The sequence below is a fragment of the Xanthobacter aminoxidans genome, from assembly GCF_023571765.1.
Lineage (GTDB): Bacteria > Pseudomonadota > Alphaproteobacteria > Rhizobiales > Xanthobacteraceae > Xanthobacter > Xanthobacter aminoxidans.
The window spans coordinates 174,803-190,407 of record NZ_JAMJXC010000005.1; the positions used below are offsets into that span (position 1 = coordinate 174,803).

At 71.0% G+C, this 15,605-nt stretch carries 13 protein-coding genes; 5 read left to right on the forward strand and 8 right to left on the reverse strand.

What is annotated here, in order from left to right:
* Positions 1–61: 61 nt before the first annotated feature.
* A complete protein-coding gene (locus EJ105_RS10565) occupies positions 62–772 on the reverse strand; it encodes an isochorismatase family protein (RefSeq protein ID WP_250166295.1) in 711 nt (236 codons plus the stop codon).
* 126 nt (positions 773–898) lie between these two features.
* Between EJ105_RS10565 and EJ105_RS10570 the strand changes: the two genes are divergently transcribed.
* Positions 899–1,792, forward strand: coding sequence for a LysR substrate-binding domain-containing protein (locus EJ105_RS10570; protein WP_250166296.1), 894 nt, complete (start codon positions 899–901; stop codon positions 1,790–1,792).
* Between the two features lie 87 nt (positions 1,793–1,879).
* Here the strand turns inward: EJ105_RS10570 and EJ105_RS10575 are convergent, their stop codons facing one another.
* The 6 genes from EJ105_RS10575 to EJ105_RS10600 are packed head-to-tail and all read right to left on the reverse strand — an operon-like array spanning position 1,880 to position 9,346.
* Positions 1,880–3,676, reverse strand: coding sequence for a BatD family protein (locus EJ105_RS10575; protein ID WP_250166297.1), 1,797 nt, complete (start codon positions 3,674–3,676; stop codon positions 1,880–1,882).
* Positions 3,673–5,739, reverse strand: a complete 2,067-nt coding sequence (locus EJ105_RS10580) for a VWA domain-containing protein (protein ID WP_250166298.1) — start codon at positions 5,737–5,739, stop codon at positions 3,673–3,675. The genes EJ105_RS10575 and EJ105_RS10580 overlap by 4 nt, the downstream gene beginning before the upstream one ends.
* Positions 5,739–6,797, reverse strand: coding sequence for a vWA domain-containing protein (locus EJ105_RS10585; protein ID WP_250166299.1), 1,059 nt, complete (start codon positions 6,795–6,797; stop codon positions 5,739–5,741). The genes EJ105_RS10580 and EJ105_RS10585 overlap by 1 nt, the downstream gene beginning before the upstream one ends.
* Positions 6,794–7,429, reverse strand: coding sequence for a DUF4381 domain-containing protein (locus EJ105_RS10590; RefSeq protein WP_250166300.1), 636 nt, complete (start codon positions 7,427–7,429; stop codon positions 6,794–6,796). The genes EJ105_RS10585 and EJ105_RS10590 overlap by 4 nt, the downstream gene beginning before the upstream one ends.
* A complete protein-coding gene (locus EJ105_RS10595; protein WP_250166301.1) occupies positions 7,426–8,412 on the reverse strand; it encodes a DUF58 domain-containing protein in 987 nt (328 codons plus the stop codon). The genes EJ105_RS10590 and EJ105_RS10595 overlap by 4 nt, the downstream gene beginning before the upstream one ends.
* A 13-nt stretch (positions 8,413–8,425) precedes the next feature.
* Positions 8,426–9,346, reverse strand: a complete 921-nt coding sequence (locus tag EJ105_RS10600; protein WP_051460815.1) for an AAA family ATPase — start codon at positions 9,344–9,346, stop codon at positions 8,426–8,428.
* Between the two features lie 476 nt (positions 9,347–9,822).
* Here EJ105_RS10600 and EJ105_RS10605 point away from each other — a divergent pair, with 476 nt between their 5' ends.
* Genes EJ105_RS10605 through EJ105_RS10620 form a run of 4 tightly spaced genes read left to right on the forward strand, consistent with a single transcriptional unit; the run spans position 9,823 to position 14,970 of the window.
* On the forward strand, positions 9,823–11,076 hold the full coding sequence (locus EJ105_RS10605) for a sarcosine oxidase subunit beta family protein (RefSeq protein ID WP_250166302.1): 1,254 nt from the start codon (positions 9,823–9,825) through the stop codon (positions 11,074–11,076).
* Between the two features lie 9 nt (positions 11,077–11,085).
* A complete protein-coding gene (locus EJ105_RS10610; protein WP_250166303.1) occupies positions 11,086–11,373 on the forward strand; it encodes a sarcosine oxidase subunit delta in 288 nt (95 codons plus the stop codon).
* Positions 11,373–14,378 (forward strand): sarcosine oxidase subunit alpha family protein, encoded by a 3,006-nt coding sequence (locus EJ105_RS10615; RefSeq protein ID WP_250166304.1) that lies wholly within the window; start codon positions 11,373–11,375, stop codon positions 14,376–14,378. The genes EJ105_RS10610 and EJ105_RS10615 overlap by 1 nt, the downstream gene beginning before the upstream one ends.
* Positions 14,371–14,970 carry a sarcosine oxidase subunit gamma gene (locus tag EJ105_RS10620; RefSeq protein WP_250166305.1) on the forward strand — a complete coding sequence of 200 codons (600 nt, stop codon included), beginning with the start codon at positions 14,371–14,373 and terminating at the stop codon, positions 14,968–14,970. The genes EJ105_RS10615 and EJ105_RS10620 overlap by 8 nt, the downstream gene beginning before the upstream one ends.
* On the opposite strand, the gene EJ105_RS10625 is transcribed toward EJ105_RS10620, so the two are convergent.
* Positions 14,930–15,598: a hypothetical protein gene (locus EJ105_RS10625; protein ID WP_250166306.1), complete on the reverse strand. Its 669-nt coding sequence runs from the start codon at positions 15,596–15,598 to the stop codon at positions 14,930–14,932. The genes EJ105_RS10620 and EJ105_RS10625 overlap by 41 nt on opposite strands.
* Between the last annotated feature and the right edge of the window lie 7 nt (positions 15,599–15,605).

A 15,605-nucleotide genomic window follows, 5' to 3' on the forward strand; every position in this document is an offset into this window, starting at 1 on the left:
ACGCTTAAAGCCGGCGGCGCGGGAGGCGCCACCGGCAGGTCTTTTCAGAAGTACTTCGGCCTCACGCGGCCGCCTTGGACTTGCCGCCCGCCTCGTCGAGATAGGCGATGCAGCGCTCCAGCGGTTCCACGTCGGCGAACTTGGCGTCGATGTCGAACAGGTTCCACGCCACCGCGCCGGGCACGCGATCACCGATGCATTCCTTCACCGCGATGGTGCGGAAGCCTTCCGCAAGGCCGTCGCACAAAGTGGTGCGCACGCAGGCCGAGGCGGTGACGCCGGTGACGAGGATGGTGTCCACGTTGTTGGCGCGCAGGAAGCCGGCGAGGTAGGTGCCGTGGAAGGCCGAGGCCCGCTTCTTGATGAGCACCTGCTCGCCCGCCACCGGCTCGATGCGGCTGTCGATGGCCCACAGCTCGGGCTTGGCCTGATCCACCACCTCGATCGGGATCTTGTGGTGCCACAGACCCATGTCGGTGGCGGCCTTGGTTTCGTCCGTCACCTGATAGCAGGTGGTGACATGAACCACCGGATGGCCGTTGCGACGGCAGGCGGCGAGCAGCGCCTGCACGCCGGGGATGATCTGGTCGTCGATCTTCTCGCAGGTGAACGGGTTGCCCGGGCGGGTCCACGCATTGGCGAGGTCCACATTGATGAGCGCCGGCCGCCGGCCGAAGCCGACCCGCCGCTGGAAGCCGTTGCGCTGGTAAAGCTGGGTTGCCTGCTCGAAGGCGCGCGTCAGCGCTGCGTCGAGGTCTTCCTCGAAGGCCATGTCCTTGATCCCTGATGGTTTTGTGCCCGTTGCCACCGGGCTCGCAGGGAGAAGATTGGGCGAGGTCAGTCGGCTTGGGAAATTCTAATTTCGGCGCTATTGATATCTTTTGTGGTATTAATAGGCATGCGCTTCGATCTCCGCCACGTCCGCTGCTTCGTGATCCTCGCCGAGGAGCTGCATTTCGGCCGCGCCGCCCAGCGCGCCCACATGACCCAGCCGGGCATGAGCCGCCTCATCCGCGATCTGGAGCAGGATGTCGGCGTGCCGCTGTTTGCCCGCACCACCCGCACCGTGGTGCTCACCGAGGCGGGCAAGGCCTTCCTTGCGGAAAGCCGAGAGGCGCTGGCGCGGCTGGAGCGGGCGGTGACCAGCGCGCGGCGCACCGCGGGCGGCGAGGTGGGCGTGCTGCGCATCGGCTACATGGACTTCGCCATCAACGGCCGCCTGCCGGAATTCCTGAACGCCTTCAGCCGCTACCGGCCGGAGATCCGGCTGGAGCTGTCGTTCACCCCGACGCTTCAGCAGCAGGAGGCGCTCCTCGTGGAGCGCATCGACATCGGCTTCATGATCGGGCCGTTCGAGGAGGCGGGCATGGAGAGCTACACCTTCGACGACCATCGCTACGTGGCGCTGCTCCCCATCACCCATCCCCTCTCCAACGTGCGGGTGCTGCGCCTCGCGGACCTTGCCGACCAGCCGTTCGTGCTGGGCTCGGGCGAGAACTGGGGCGCCTTCCGCACCGCCTTCTTCGCCGTCTGCCACCGCGCCGGTTTCACCCCGCGCATCGTGCAGGAGGCGTCGTCCTCCGAAGGCATCTTCGGGCTGGTGGCGGCGGGGGCGGGGGTTTCGGTCTATGCGAGCTGCGTGCGCAACCTGCAGCGGCGCGGCATCGTCATCCGCGATCTCGACGACGTGGCCGACAAGCTCATCACCTGCGCTGCCTGGGCCACCCCGGTGCGCGCGCCGGCCGTGACGGTCTTCACCGATTACATGCGGCGGGTATGGGGCGGGACCTGAGCGTTGCTTTCGCTCAGGCGCCAGGCAGTTTTGATGTTGCTTTCGCTCAGGCGCCGCGCGGGCTGGGAAGGGGCGGCGCAGCCGCCCTCAGCGCGCCTTCGGATAGAGCGGGGCGAGGCCCCGCGCGGTGCGTGCCTTCGTCGGCTTCAGGGCAGCCTTACGCTCGGCGGCGAAGGCGGAGCGGAAGCCGCGGCCGTCCCAGGTGTCCCCTTCCCCTGCATAGAGGTGGCGGCTGACCTCATGCAGCGCTGCCGCCATGGCCGGAGTGCGGGCTGAGGCTGTGCCCGAGTGGCCCGGCCCTGAGGCGCGGTTCCAGTCCAGATAGGCGCGATAGGCGGCCGTGGCGTGTCCGGCCTTGCACGCGGTTTCCACCGCACCGGCGGCGGCCCTTTCATCCGGCGCTATCACGACCGGCCGGCGTACGGCGGGGCGCGTCGGTGTCGGGCGGCCGGGCCTCGCTGGCGGGGCGGCGACGGGCCGCTCCGGCGGCTGGGGAATGGCGCTCGCCCTGCGTCCGGCGCGCCGGCCGGAAAACAGCAGGAAGCTGGCGATGATCACCACCACCAGCGCGATGGCGGCGATGTCGCGCCAGGGCAGGGGGGCGTCGTCGGCCGGTGTCGCCTGCGGCTTGGGCGCGGACTTCGCCGCCGGCGCCGGGGGCGGGACGAGACCGGCAGGATCGGCCGATCCCGCCACCTGCAGCGTCACCGGCGGCAGCTGGGCCGTCTCGGCGCGGTTGGTGGCGATGTTCCACCAGGGCACGGTGACGGCGGGGAGCGTGATCGACCCGGCACGGGTGGGCACGACGGTGATGTGGACTTCGGCGACCGCGCCGGGCGCGCCGCCCACCTGTGCCGCCTCGGGATGCTCCTCGTCGGCATATTGGCGCACGCCGTCCGTCTCCGCCGGCTTCAGCGGCGGCAGCTGGGCGGGGCTGGCGCCCTGCACCTCCAGCCGCAGCGTGCGGGTGAGGGCGACACCCACCTTGGCCTTGGCCGGCGGGCTGCTCCAGGTCTCCTTGAGGCGCACCGCGCGGGCCGGCAGGAACCATCCGGTGACGCCGGCCGGGCGGGGCAGGATCGTCACCTCCACCGGATTGGCGAACACCGTGACCTTGCGGCCGGAATCGAAGCCGCCGCCGAGCCACGGCATGGCGGGGCGGCCCAGCGCCCGCGCCTGCTCCTGCGCGCCCGGCGGGGACGTGGGAATGGAGGCGCGCAGGGCCACCGAGGAGATCTGGATGGTGCCGGTGCGCTGCGGCCGCATGATGTAGCGCAGCTCCACCACGCGGTAGCGCTGGCGGCCGTAGATGCGGGAAAAGCGCTTCAGCGTCCCGTCGGGGGTGAAGGTGGCGCCATCCGCCGCCGGCTGGTCGGCCGACGCCTCCAGGGCGCCCACGCGGTCATACATGCGCACGACCACGGGAATCTCGCTCTGGAGATAGAAGGGTGGCGTGCCCAGCACATCCACGGAGAGGGCGATGGGGCCGTCGTCCGGCGGCTCGGCGGTGGAGCCGGGCGCCACGTTCATCTCGATGGGCGCGCTCGTCTCGCTGCCGAGGGTGAGCGCCGGGATGACGAGATGGCCGGCGCGCTTGGGCGCCAGCGTCAGCACCCACTCGTTCACCTCCACCATGCGGCCGTTCAGGCTCTCCATGCGGCTGCGCTTGCCGCGGTCGAGGATCTCGAAATCCTTGTTGAGCGGCGCGATGTTGGGCGGCTCCAGGCTGTCCCGGCCGATGACGCTGAGCACCAGCTCGAAGGTGTCGCCCTGGTCCGTCGGCGGCTTTTCCACCGTGGCCTTGAAGGATGCGGCGAGGGCTGCCGTCGCCCACAGCGCGAGGGCGAGGGAGAACAGGCCTGTGCGGAGCGCGGCGCGGATCATTGCGCGTCCCCCTCGGAGAGGAACACGGGCGCGCCGGTATATTGGGAGCGGATGCGCGCGCGCAGCAGCCCGCCGGGATCGTCCGGCACCTGCCGCAGCGCCTGCTCGCGGCTCTGGTCGTCGTCGCTGAACGCCACGGTCGGCGGCGTCTGGGGCGCGGGCTGGGCCGGCTTCGGCTGGGCGACCTGGGCGGGCGAGGGCGGGGGCGCGGCGAAGGCTGAGTTGGGGTCCTGCTTGCCCGCCTCCTGCCCGTCGCCCTTGTCGTCCGGCATGGGCGGGGGCGGCTCCTTGGGCGTCACCGGCGTGGCGGGTATGCCGCCGGCCATGGCCTCCGGCTGCTCGGACGGAGGCTGCTGGGGATTCTGCAGCGGCGGCTGGGCCGGCGGGGAATCGGGCGGCGGCGCCTGCTGCGCCTGCTCCTGCGGGGGCGGCTCCTGCGGCGGCTGCCGGGGCGGGGCGGGCGGCTGCTGTGCCAGCTCGGGCGGACGGCGTGGCGGCAGCGGCGCAGGCGGGGGGAGCGGGCCCGGCTGCGGGCTGTTCTGCGCCTCCTGCGGCTTGTCCCCGCCGGGCTTCTGGTCCTGCTTCTGCTTCTGGTCGGACTTGGGGTCGGGCTTCTGGTCCTTGTTCTGGTCCTTGTTCTGGTCTTGCCCACCGCCGCCGCCGCCGCCGGCCTGGTTCTGCTTCTGCTTGTCTTCCTCTTGCTTCTTCTTCGCGTCGATCAGCTTCTGCACGAGGTCGCGGTTGAATTTGGCGTCGGCATTGTCGGGGTTTGCGGCCAGCGCCTTGTCGTAGGCGGCCACCGCCTCCTCGAGCTGCCCGGCGCGCGCCAGCGCATTGCCGCGGTTGTAGTCGCGGCCCGGCAGGCGGGAGAGCGCGGCGGAGGCGCCTGAATAGTCGCCGGCCTTGTAGAGCGCATCGGCCTTCCAGGCGGGGTCTTCGAACTTCTGCGCGGCGGCGGAATAGTCGCCCCGGGCGTAGTCCGCCGCGCCCTGCTGGTCGGGCCGCCACCACAGGTCGGCCCAGCTCTGCGGCAGGTTCTGCGACACGGTCTCCTGGATCGTCTGCGCCTCCGCCCGCTGCGGCGTCGCGAGGCCGCCGAGGGCCGTGACGGCGAGGACGGCGATCCAGCCGCGGCGGAAGGCGAGGGGGGCGAGCAGCAGAGCGAGCAGCAGCACGTAAGGCCCCATGTCCGCCCACACGTCGGCGGTGAAGCCTTCGCTGTCGGTGACGGCGCCGTTCGATGTCGCCACCGGGGGCAGGGCCGCGGCGATGTCGCGGTCATCGGCGGTGAGCGGCGTATAGCCCCCCTGTCCGGCGGTGGCGATGGCCTTCAGGGCGGCGGTGTCCACCGCCGGCGCGCCGTTGGCGCCATCCGCGCCGACGCCGATCACGTTGACCTTGTAGCCCTCCGCCGCGGCCGCCTTCGCCGCCGCCTGGGTCTTGCCCGGCTCGTCGCCCGGCCCGTCGGTGACGAGCAGGATGCGCCCGCTGGCCGCCCCGGCCCCCTTCAGCAGGTCGACGGCCATGGCGATGGCGGCCTGCGGGCGGTTGGCATTGCCGCGCATGAGGCTGGTGGAGAGGTCCGGCAGCATCTGCGCCACCACGTGCGCGTCCTCGGTCAGCGGCGCGGCGGCAAAGGGGATGTCGGAATAGAGCACCAGCGCCACCTCGCTGCCGCGCATTTGCTGCAGCACGTCGGCGATCTTGTAACGGGCGGCGACGAGGCGCGAGGGGCTGGCGTCGGGCGCGTTCATGGTCGGCGAGAGGTTGACCGCGATCACCAGGGGATCGAGCCGGCCCGTCACCGGCTGCGGCAGCTTCTGCCAAGTGGGGCCGGCCATGGCGAAGGCGGCGGCGACCCAGCCGGCGAACAGCAGCACGGCCGGCCATTGGCCCGAGGCGCGCCGTCCCGGCAGGGCGAGGTGAGCGAGGAGGTGCGGGTCCACCTCGCGCGCCCAGTCGTTGCGGCCCTCGCGCAGGCGGCGGTGGAGCAGGCCCGCGAGGATCGCCGCGGGCAGCAGCGCCAGGAGCCATTCCGGCCGCAGGAAGTGGAAGCTCGCCATCAGCGCGCCTCCGCAACCGGCAGGGCCGGGGCATCGGCCGCCGGGCCGTCCTGCGGCGCGGGCGCATCGGCCGCGCGGCGGGCCGGCAGCCGCAGCAACAGAGCGGCGGCGAACAGGAAGCTCGCGACCAGCGCGGCGCCGAGCGGCCAGAAGAACAGGGTGAGGGCCGGCCGTACATATTGCGGGTCGCCGGCCACCGGCTCCAGCTTGTCGATCTCGGCATAGATGCCGGCGAGCGCCTGCTGGTCGCGGGCGCGGAAATACTTGCCGCCGGTGAGGCCGGAAATGGCCTTGAGCGCGCCCTCGTCCAAGTCCGAGGACGGGTTCATGGGCGCGCCGGGAACGAACTCCCCGGCATCGGAGCCGACGCCGATGGTGTGGATGCGCAGATGCTCCTTGGCGGCGATGGCCGCGGCCTGGAGCGGATCGAGCACGCCTGACGTATTGGCGCCATCGGTCAGCAGCACCACCACCCGCTCCTTCTCCGGCCCGTCGCGCAGGGTCTTCACCGCGAGGCCGATGGCGTCGCCGATGGAGGTGTTGCGTCCGGTCATGCCGATGGTGGCCTGCGCGAGCAGTTCGCGCACCGCCCGGCGGTCGAGGGTGAGGGGCGCCTGCACATAGGCGCGGGTGCTGAACAGGATGAGGCCCACCCGGTCGCCGGCGCGGCGGGCGATGAAGTCGTCCGCCACCTTCTTGACCACCTGCAGCCGGTCCATCGGCTGGTTGAGGGCAAGGTCGCGCTGCGCCATGGAGGCGGAGAGATCGATGACCAGCATGATCTCCCGCCCCTCCACCGGAACCTCCACCGGCCGGCCCACATAGATGGGCTGGGCGCCGGCGATCACGAGCAGGGTCCAGATGAAGGCCAGCGCGGCGAGGCGCGTCTTGCGCCACGCCGGCCGGCCCGGCGTCACCAGCCCGGCGCGGGCGAGGGCGGCGAAGAAGGGCAGGCGCAGCGCACCGGCCTTCTGCTCGCGGGCGCGGGGTATCGCGAAGTAAGCGAGGAGGGGGACCGGCAGCAGTGCCAGCATCCAGGGCCAGGCGAGCGTGATCATCGGCGCACCCGGATATGGCGCCGCACCGCGTCGGCGAGGGTGGCGGGGGTGATGCTGCCGGCGGCGACCTGCTCCGCCGTCTGAGCCGGCATGTAGGGGGCGCGGGCGAGGAACGCGGCTTCCCGCGGGGCGAAGGGCGCACGGCCGGTGACGAGCAGGCGGGCCCAGGCCTCGCCGGTGAGCGTCGCCTTCGCCTCGCCGGACTCGGCACGCACCAGCCGGCGCAGCACGTCCGAGGCGGCGACCGCGACGGCGTGGGTATCGTCCGGTTCGGCGCGGCCGACCTCGGCATCGAACATCTTCAGGGCCTTGTAGGCGAGCGTCTGCCGCCAGCGCCATTCGCGCACGGCGAGGATGATGAGCACCAGCACCACCAGCCCGGCCAGCACGTACCAGCCCGGCGCCAGCGGAAAGAGGGGCACGTTGGGGGGCAGATGGATGTCGCGCAGCGCCGCCAGCGGGTCCTCGGCCGAGCCCGGCACGGGTGGGGCGGGCGGCGCTCCGTTGAGGAAATCCGGCGTCTGGAAATTGGGCGGTGTCGCCGCCGGAGCACCGCCGGGCGCAATGAGCTGGGTGGGGCCGGCGGCGGCCCCCGGCGCGGTGGTTGCGGGCGCGATGGCGGGGGTGGTCATCGCGCCGCCGTCCGTCCTGCGCCGGGGGCGATCGCCCCGGCTGCGCCCGCGCGCGCCGAGACCGCCGCCTGCCGCATCCGCTCGGGGTTGAGGACTTCCGCCGGGTCGCAGCCGGTCTCGAGGTCCATCAGGGTGAGGCCGCGCTCGCGGCAGAGGCGCTCCAGCGCGCCGCGCCGTTCGGCAAAGCGCCGGGCATAGCCATCCCGGGCCGACGCGCGGCTGTCGTCGAGGCGGGCGACCGCTATCCCGTCGGTGACGGGGAAGACGCCGCCGGAGGGCATCTGCGTCTCCAGCCGGTCATAGACGAACAGGCAGGTGACATGCCCGTCCAGCGCGATGCGCCCGAGTTCGCGGGCGGCGTGCTCGTCGAGGTCGGCGAAATCGGAGACGAGAAAGATGAGCGTGCCGGGCTTCACCAGCGGCCGCAGACGGGCCAGTGCCTCGCCCAGCGTCGGTTCGGAGCCGGGCGGGCCGAGGCGCTCGGCGGTGGCGTCGGCGATGGAGCGCACGAAGGCGAGGATGCGCCGGCGGGTGCGCTCGGCGCGCAGCGCGATGATGCCGGAGGGGGAGAGCACCAGCCCGCCCACCCGGTCGCCGCCGCCGATGCCGATCCACGCCAGCACCGCCGCCGCCTTGGCCGCCAGCACCGACTTGAAGCAGTCGCGGGTGCCGAAGCGCATGGAGGCGCGCGCATCCACCAGCACCAGCACCGGGCGCTCGCGCTCCTCCTGGAACAGCTTGGTGTGCGTCTTGCCGGTGCGGGCCGTGACCCGCCAGTCGATGGTGCGCACGTCGTCGCCGGGATGGTAGACGCGCACCTCGTCGAACTCCATGCCGCGGCCGCGGAAGGAGGAGCTGTGACCCCCGTAGAGCTGGCTGCTGACGCGCTTGCCGCCCGAGAAGCCGCCCTGGACGCGCGGACGCGCCGCCACAAGGTCGGCGAGGCGGGCAACGACGCCCCGGAGCGGATCGCGCTCGGCCATGGCGTGTGTCGCCTCAGCCCACCGGCACGCGGGCGAGCAGCAGGTCGATGAAGTCGTCGCTGGTCACGCCGTCGGCCTCGGCCTCGAAGGTCATCAGCACGCGATGGCGGAGCACGGGCTTGGCGATGGCCTGCACGTCCTCGGGGATCACATAATCGCGCTTGCGCCGCCACGCATGGGCGCGGGCGCAGCGGTCGAGGGCGATGGTGCCGCGCGGGCTGGCGCCGAAGCCGACGAGGCCCTGGAGATCCGCACCGTAAAGTTCGGGACGGCGCGTCGCCTGTACCAGCTGGAGCAGATATTCCTCTACCTGCTCCGCCATGTGCACAGCCAGCACCTCGCGCCGGGCGGCGAACACCACTTCCTGCGGCAAGGGCGCGCCGAAATCCGGCGACTCGCCCCGGGCCTCGCCGCGCACGAGGCGCAGGATCTGGCGCTCCGCGTCGAGGTCAGGGAAGTCGATGCGCACATGCAGGAGGAAGCGGTCGAGCTGCGCCTCGGGCAGGGGATAGGTGCCCTCCTGCTCGATGGGGTTCTGGGTCGCCATCACCATGAAGAGCGGCGGCAGGCGGCGGGTGGTGCGCCCCACCGTCACCTGACGCTCCGCCATGGCTTCCAAGAGCGCCGACTGCACCTTGGCCGGCGCGCGGTTGATCTCGTCTGCCAGGATGAAGTTGTGGAACACCGGCCCTTCCTGGAACTGGAAGCTGCCGTCCTCGGGCCGGTAGATGTCGGTGCCGGTGAGGTCGGAGGGCAGAAGGTCCGGCGTGAACTGGATGCGCTGGTCGGTGAGGTCGATGGCGTGGGCCAGCGCCTTGATGGCCTTGGTCTTGGCAAGGCCCGGCGCGCCTTCCACCAGCAGGTGGCCGTCGGCGAGCACGGCGATCAGCAGCAGTTCCACGAAGGCCGGCTGACCGAGGATGCAGGCATTCATATAGACCGAGAGGTCGTCGAAGGCGCGGGCGAGGCTGCTGCGGTCGATGACCGGCGGGCGCGGGCGGGCAGACGAGGCGGCGGGCGGCTCCCGGCGTGCGGCATCGAGGAAGGACGCGTCTCGGCTCGTGCTCATCTCTTGCTCGCGCTCGACTCTCGGGTTCGGCCACGGGGCCCGTCGGCGCCATGGCGGGGCGGCTGCTCCCCCCGCACCACCGCCGGGAGAGCGCCTCATCGGCTCCTTATAGCGTCGCGGCTTCCGCGTCACACCTTATCTTGCGTTCATTTTTGAGGGATGGCGCCATTTTCTGCCCGGCCGCGCCGGTGCCGGAGGGGCATACGGCGCAGCGGCAGACGGGCGTCTGTGTCGCTTTCATTCCAGTTTGCCGTCGCATTTCCACGAGAGCCGGGCACCGGGCAGGCGCATTGTCGCGGTCGAACAGGGGACACCCCCGGTTTCTCCATTCAGAGACACCCATGCGCCGCTTCTCCCTTCCTACCCTCCTCGCCGAGGCGCTGAATGCCCACACGGGCTGGAGCCGCCAGTGGCGCAACCCGACGCCCAAGCCGGCCTACGATGTCCTCATCATCGGCGGCGGCAGCCACGGCCTCGGCGCCGCCTACTACCTCGCCAAGGAGCATGGCCTCCGCAACATCGCGGTGTTGGAGAAGGGCTGGATCGGCGGCGGCAATTCCGGCCGCAACACCACCATCATCCGCTCCAACTACCTCTATGACGAAAGCGCCGCCCTCTACGAGCACGCGGTGAAGCTGTGGGAAGGGCTCTCGCAGGAGTTGAACTACAACGTCATGTTCTCCCAGCGCGGCGTGCTGATGCTGGCCCACAACCAGCACGACGTGCAGAGCTTCAAGCGCCACGTCTATTCCAACCGCCTCAACGGCATCGACAACGAGTGGCTGACGCGGGAACAGACGAAGGAATTCTGCCCGCAGCTGAACATCTCGCCGGACATCCGCTATCCCGTGCTCGGCGGCGCCCTCCAGCGGCGTGGCGGCACGGCGCGGCACGACGCGGTGGTGTGGGGCTATGCCCGTGGCGCGGACGCGCTCGGTGTCGACATCATCCAGAATTGCGAGGTCACCGCCATCCATCGCGGGCCGGACGGCGCCGTGACCGGGGTGGAGACCACGCGCGGGCCGATCGGCGCGAAGAAGATCGGCGTCTCGGCGGCGGGGCACACCTCCATGGTCATGGCCATGGCCGGGGTGCGGATGCCGCTGGAAAGCTTCCCCCTTCAGGCGCTGGTCTCCGAGCCGGTGAAGCCGTGCTTTCCCTGCGTGCTCATGTCCAACGCGGTGCACGCCTATATCTCCCAGTCCGACAAGGGCGAGCTGGTGATCGGCGCGGGCACGGACCAGTATGTCTCCTACAGCCAGCAGGGCGGGCTCCACATCACCACCCACACGCTGGACGCCATCTGCGAACTGTTTCCCCAGTTCACGCGCATGAAGATGCTGCGCAACTGGGGCGGCATCGTCGACGTGACGCCGGACCGCTCGCCCATCATCGGCAAGACGCCTGTGAAGGGCCTCTATGTGAATTGCGGCTGGGGCACGGGCGGCTTCAAGGCGACGCCGGGCTCGGCCCATGTGTTCGCCCACACCATCGCCCGCGACGAGCCCCACCCCGTCAACGCCCCCTTCACCCTCGACCGCTTCCGCACCGGCCGCCTCATCGACGAGGCGGCGGCGGCGGCGGTGGCGCATTGAGATCAGGCCATGCTGCTCGTTCCCTGTCCCTATTGCGGGCCGCGCCCCGAGGTGGAATTCCGCTGCGGCGGCGAGGCGCACATCGCCCGCCCGGCTGATCCCGATGCCCTCGATGACGCCGCCTGGGCCGAATATCTCTTCGCCCGCACCAGCCCGAAGGGCCTCCATGCCGAGCGCTGGCTGCACGCCCACGGCTGCGGCCGCTGGTTCAACGCGCTGCGCAACACGGTGAGCGACGCCTTCATCACCACCTACGAGATGGGCCAGCCGCGCCCCGATATCGCGGGAGATCGCTGATGGCCCAGGATTTCCGTCTTCCCGGCCGGGGCCGCATCGACCGCAAGAAGCCCATTGCCTTCACCTTCAACGGCCGCACCGTCGGGGGCTATGAAGGGGATACGCTCGCCTCGGCGCTGCTCGCCAGCGGCATCCGGCTGATGGGCCGCTCCTTCAAGTATCATCGCCCGCGCGGCGTGCTGACCCATGGCGCGGACGAGCCCAACGCCCTGTTCCAGGTGGATCGCGGCACCGGCCGGGCCGATCCCAACAACCGCGCCACTGTGGTGGAGGCGGTCGCCGGCCTGACGGTCTCCTCGCAGAACCACTGGCCCTCGCTGGAGCATGACATCGGGCAGGTGAACGACCTCGTCGCCCCGGTGCTGACGGCGGGCTTCTACTACAAGACCTTCATGTGGCCGCGGTCCTTCTGGGACAAATTCTACGAGCCGGCCATCCGCGCCGCCGCCGGTCTCGGCGTCGCGCCGGACGCGCCGGATGCGGACCGCTACGTCCATCGCAACACCCATTGCGACGTGCTGGTCGTCGGCGCGGGCCCGGCCGGCCTCGCGGCCGCGCTGGCGGCGTCGGAGGCGGGCAAGCGGGTGATCCTCGCCGACGAGCAGGCGGAGATGGGCGGCAGCCTCCTCGCCGATCTCACTTCCACCATCGATGGCAAGCCCGCCTCGGCCTTCGTCGCCGAGGCGCTGAAGACGCTGGCCGGGCGGGCGAACGTGACGCTGCTCAGCCGCACCACGGCGTTCGGCTATTACAACCACAACCACGTGGTCCTCACCGAGCGCGTCACCGATCACCTCGCCGCCCCTGACCCGAAGCTGCCGCGCGAGCGGCTGTGGCAGGTGCGGGCGAAGGAGGTGGTGCTCGCCACCGGCGCCCATGAACGTCCGCTCGGCTTCGCCGACAACGACCGGCCGGGCATCATGCTGGCCGATAGCGTGCGCACCTATGTGAACCGCTACGCCGTTGCACCGGGCCGGCGCATCGTCTTCGCCACCAACGGCGCCTCCGCCTATCGCGCGGCGGCGGATGCCAAGGCGGTGGGGCTGGACGTGACCCTCGTGGACCTGCGCCCCGAGGCCGAGATCGGCCCTGAGCGGGCGCTCCTCTCCGGGATCGAGCTTCTCGCCGGCCATACGGTCGTCGGCTCCACCGGCGGCAAGGCGGTGACGGGGCTGATTGTGGCGCCGCTGTCGGGCGGCAGCGTCGGCGCGCGGCGGACGCTGGCCTGCGATTGCGTCGGCATGTCCGGCGGCTGGACGCCGGCCGTGCATCTCTTCTCCCAGTCGCGCGGCAAGCTCACCTTCCGCACTGAGATCGACGCCTTCGTGCCGGGCACGTCGGTGCAGGCGGAGCGCTCGGCCGGCGCATGCAAGGGCACCTATGACCTCGCGAGCATCCTCGCCGAAGGCTGGGCGGCGGGCGCGGATGCGGCCGGCGCGCCGTCAACCCGCGCCTTCGCTGCAACGCCGGCCACGCCCACCGGCTTCAAGGCGGCGCGGGTGCTGCCCACCGATGCCGACCCGAAGAACGTGCGCGCCTTCCTCGACTTCCAGAACGACGTGACCGCCAAGGACATCGGCCTTGCGGTGCGCGAGGGGTTCGAGAGCGTCGAGCATGTGAAGCGCTACACCACCAACAGCATGGCCACCGACCAGGGCAAGACCTCCAACATGGCCGCCCTCGGCCTCGTCTCGGAGATCCTGGCCAAGGACATTCCGCAGGTGGGCACCACCACCTTCCGGCCGCCCTACACGCCCGTCACATTCGGCGCCATCGTCGGCACGGCGCGGGGCGAGACCTTCGACCCCATCCGCACCGCGCCGGTGCATGAGTGGGCGGTGAAGCAGGGCGCGAAGTTCGAGAACGTCTCCCTGTGGCGCCGCGCCTGGTACTTCCCCAAGCCGGGGGAGGACATGCACGCGGCGGTGGCCCGCGAATGCCGGGCGGTGCGCGAGAGCGTCGGCCTGCTCGATGCCTCCACGCTGGGCAAGATCGAGGTGGTGGGGCCGGATGCGGCCGAGTTCATGAACCGCATGTATCCCAACGGCTGGACCAAGCTGGAGCCGGGCAAGTGCCGCTACGGCCTGATGCTGAAGGAAGACGGCTTCATCTTCGATGACGGCATCGTCGCCCGCATGGCGCCGGACCGCTTCCATGTCACCACTTCCACCGGCGGTGCGCCGCGGGTGATGGCACACATGGAGGACTATCTCCAGACGGAGTGGCCGGACCTCGATGTGTTCCTCACCTCCATCACCGAGGAATGGGGCGTCATCGCCGTGCAGGGGCCGCGGGCGCGCGAGGTGATCGCGCCGTTCGTGACGGGCATCGACCTCTCGCCCCAGGCCTTCCCCCAGATGACGGTCCGCGAGGGGGAGATCCTCGGCGTGCCGACGCGGCTCATGCGCGTGTCCTTCACCGGCGAGCTGGGCTTCGAGATCAACGTGCCGGCGGATTTCACGCAAGCGGTGTGGGAGGCGCTGTTCGGCTACGGCCAGCGCTTCGGCATCACGCCCTACGGCACCGAGGCCATGCATGTGCTGCGCGCGGAGCGGGGCTTCATCATCGTCGGGCAGGAGACGGATGGCACGGTGACGCCGGATGATGTCGGCCTCTCCGGCATGGTCTCCAAGGCGAAGAAGGATTTCGTCGGCAAGCGCTCGCTCGCCCGGCCGGACATGGCGCGGGCGGATCGCAAGCAACTGGTCGGCCTGCTCTCGGCGGACGGGCGGACGGTGCTGGAGGAGGGCGCGCAGATCGTCGCCGATACCAGGCAGGCCCTGCCCATGACCATGCTGGGGCATGTCACCTCGTCCTATCTCAGCCCCACCCTCAATCATCCCATCGCGCTGGCGGTAGTCTCCGGCGGGCGGGCGCGGATGGGCGAGACGCTGTTTGTGACGACGCCGGCCGGTTTCACGGCGGTGAAGGTGGTGGCCCCGGTGTTCCTCGATCCCGAGGGCAAAAGGGTGGAAGGTCTTGTGGAAGGAGGCGTTCATGCCTGAGCCGGTTGCCATCCACGCGCGGCGCGCGCCCATCCTCGCCCCTTCGGCGTCCGGCCTCGTGCGGGTGCTGCCGCCCGCCGACCGCTTCGTGCTGCAGATGAAGGCGCCGCGCGGCGCCGTGCTGCCGGCAAGCGCCGGGGGCTTCGATCTCTCCGGTCCGCTTAACACCGTGCGCGGCACGCCGGAGCGCTTCGCCGCCCGCCTCGGGCCGGGGGAATGGCTCCTCGTCTGTCCCGCAGGGGAGGGGGCTGCCGCCGGGCCGGCCATCGCCAGCGATCTCGCCGGCCGCTTCTTTTCGCTGGTGGCGGTGGGGCACCGCAATGCGGCGTTCCTGTTGAGCGGTACCCATGCGGCGGACATTCTCAACGCCGGGATCGCCCTCGACCTCTCGGATGCCGCCTTCCCACCCGGCTCGGCCACGCGCACGCTGCTCGGCAAGGCCGAGGTGGTGGTGGTGCGGGTGGGTGACGCGTTCCGGCTGGAGTGCTGGCGCTCGTTCGCGCCCTATGTGCACGCTTTCCTTCAGGAGGCGGCGCGGGAATTCGGCTGTGCTACTTCTTCAACTCGCGGATCTCGGCAGGGCGCTGGTTGATGGTGGTGCCGGTGGCGTCGGGGATGAATTCCAGCGGCACCGCCAGCATCTTGCCGCAGGCCGCGACCGTCCAGGTCTCGCGCCATGGCCCGCTCTCTGGCGCCGACTTGTCGCCGGGGGTAAGGCCGAAGCCGTCGAACGCGGTGTCGGCCACCTCCATGTCCTTGCAGTCGGCCACCTTGGTGCCGGCGCCGATGAAGGCATAGGTGAGCGCATCACGCTGGAGCACGATGTTGGCGCGGGTGTGCCCCGGCAGCGTCACGAGGAAGCGCACGCCCGAAGGCTCGGCCCGGAACAGGATGTTGATGGTGCGCTCCGTGCCGCAGCCCTTGATGGGATAATGTCCCCACCACGCGCCGGACTTGGGCAGGCCCTTTGCGTCGAAGGACACCTCCTGCTGCAGCGTCACCGAGACATCGCCATCCGAGAGGTTGGTGCAGGCGGGCAGGGAGACCGGGGGCACCTTCTTCCACGCGGCGGCCAGCGCGGCCCGGTAGGCGTCCGAATAGAGATAGCTCTGGAATTTCTTCGAATCGGTCGACCCCGGCGCTGTCGCCGCCATGGTGGCGCCCGCCGGGACGAGAAGTCCGAAGGCCAGGGTGACAAGGGTCGCCCCGACGGCGCGCATGTCCGGC

Bases quoted from the DNA above. Each gene is read 5' to 3' on its own strand.
- EJ105_RS10565 (WP_250166295.1), bottom strand. From the start codon at position 772: ATGGCCTTCGAGGAAGACCTCGACGCAGCGCTGACGCGCGCCTTCGAG.
- EJ105_RS10570 (WP_250166296.1), top strand. From the start codon at position 899: ATGCGCTTCGATCTCCGCCACGTCCGCTGCTTCGTGATCCTCGCCGAG.
- EJ105_RS10575 (WP_250166297.1), bottom strand. From the start codon at position 3,676: ATGATCCGCGCCGCGCTCCGCACAGGCCTGTTCTCCCTCGCCCTCGCG.
- EJ105_RS10580 (WP_250166298.1), bottom strand. From the start codon at position 5,739: ATGGCGAGCTTCCACTTCCTGCGGCCGGAATGGCTCCTGGCGCTGCTG.
- EJ105_RS10585 (WP_250166299.1), bottom strand. From the start codon at position 6,797: ATGATCACGCTCGCCTGGCCCTGGATGCTGGCACTGCTGCCGGTCCCC.
- EJ105_RS10590 (WP_250166300.1), bottom strand. From the start codon at position 7,429: ATGACCACCCCCGCCATCGCGCCCGCAACCACCGCGCCGGGGGCCGCC.
- EJ105_RS10595 (WP_250166301.1), bottom strand. From the start codon at position 8,412: ATGGCCGAGCGCGATCCGCTCCGGGGCGTCGTTGCCCGCCTCGCCGAC.
- EJ105_RS10600 (WP_051460815.1), bottom strand. From the start codon at position 9,346: ATGAATGCCTGCATCCTCGGTCAGCCGGCCTTCGTGGAACTGCTGCTG.
- EJ105_RS10605 (WP_250166302.1), top strand. From the start codon at position 9,823: ATGCGCCGCTTCTCCCTTCCTACCCTCCTCGCCGAGGCGCTGAATGCC.
- EJ105_RS10610 (WP_250166303.1), top strand. From the start codon at position 11,086: ATGCTGCTCGTTCCCTGTCCCTATTGCGGGCCGCGCCCCGAGGTGGAA.
- EJ105_RS10615 (WP_250166304.1), top strand. From the start codon at position 11,373: ATGGCCCAGGATTTCCGTCTTCCCGGCCGGGGCCGCATCGACCGCAAG.
- EJ105_RS10620 (WP_250166305.1), top strand. From the start codon at position 14,371: ATGCCTGAGCCGGTTGCCATCCACGCGCGGCGCGCGCCCATCCTCGCC.
- EJ105_RS10625 (WP_250166306.1), bottom strand. From the start codon at position 15,598: ATGCGCGCCGTCGGGGCGACCCTTGTCACCCTGGCCTTCGGACTTCTC.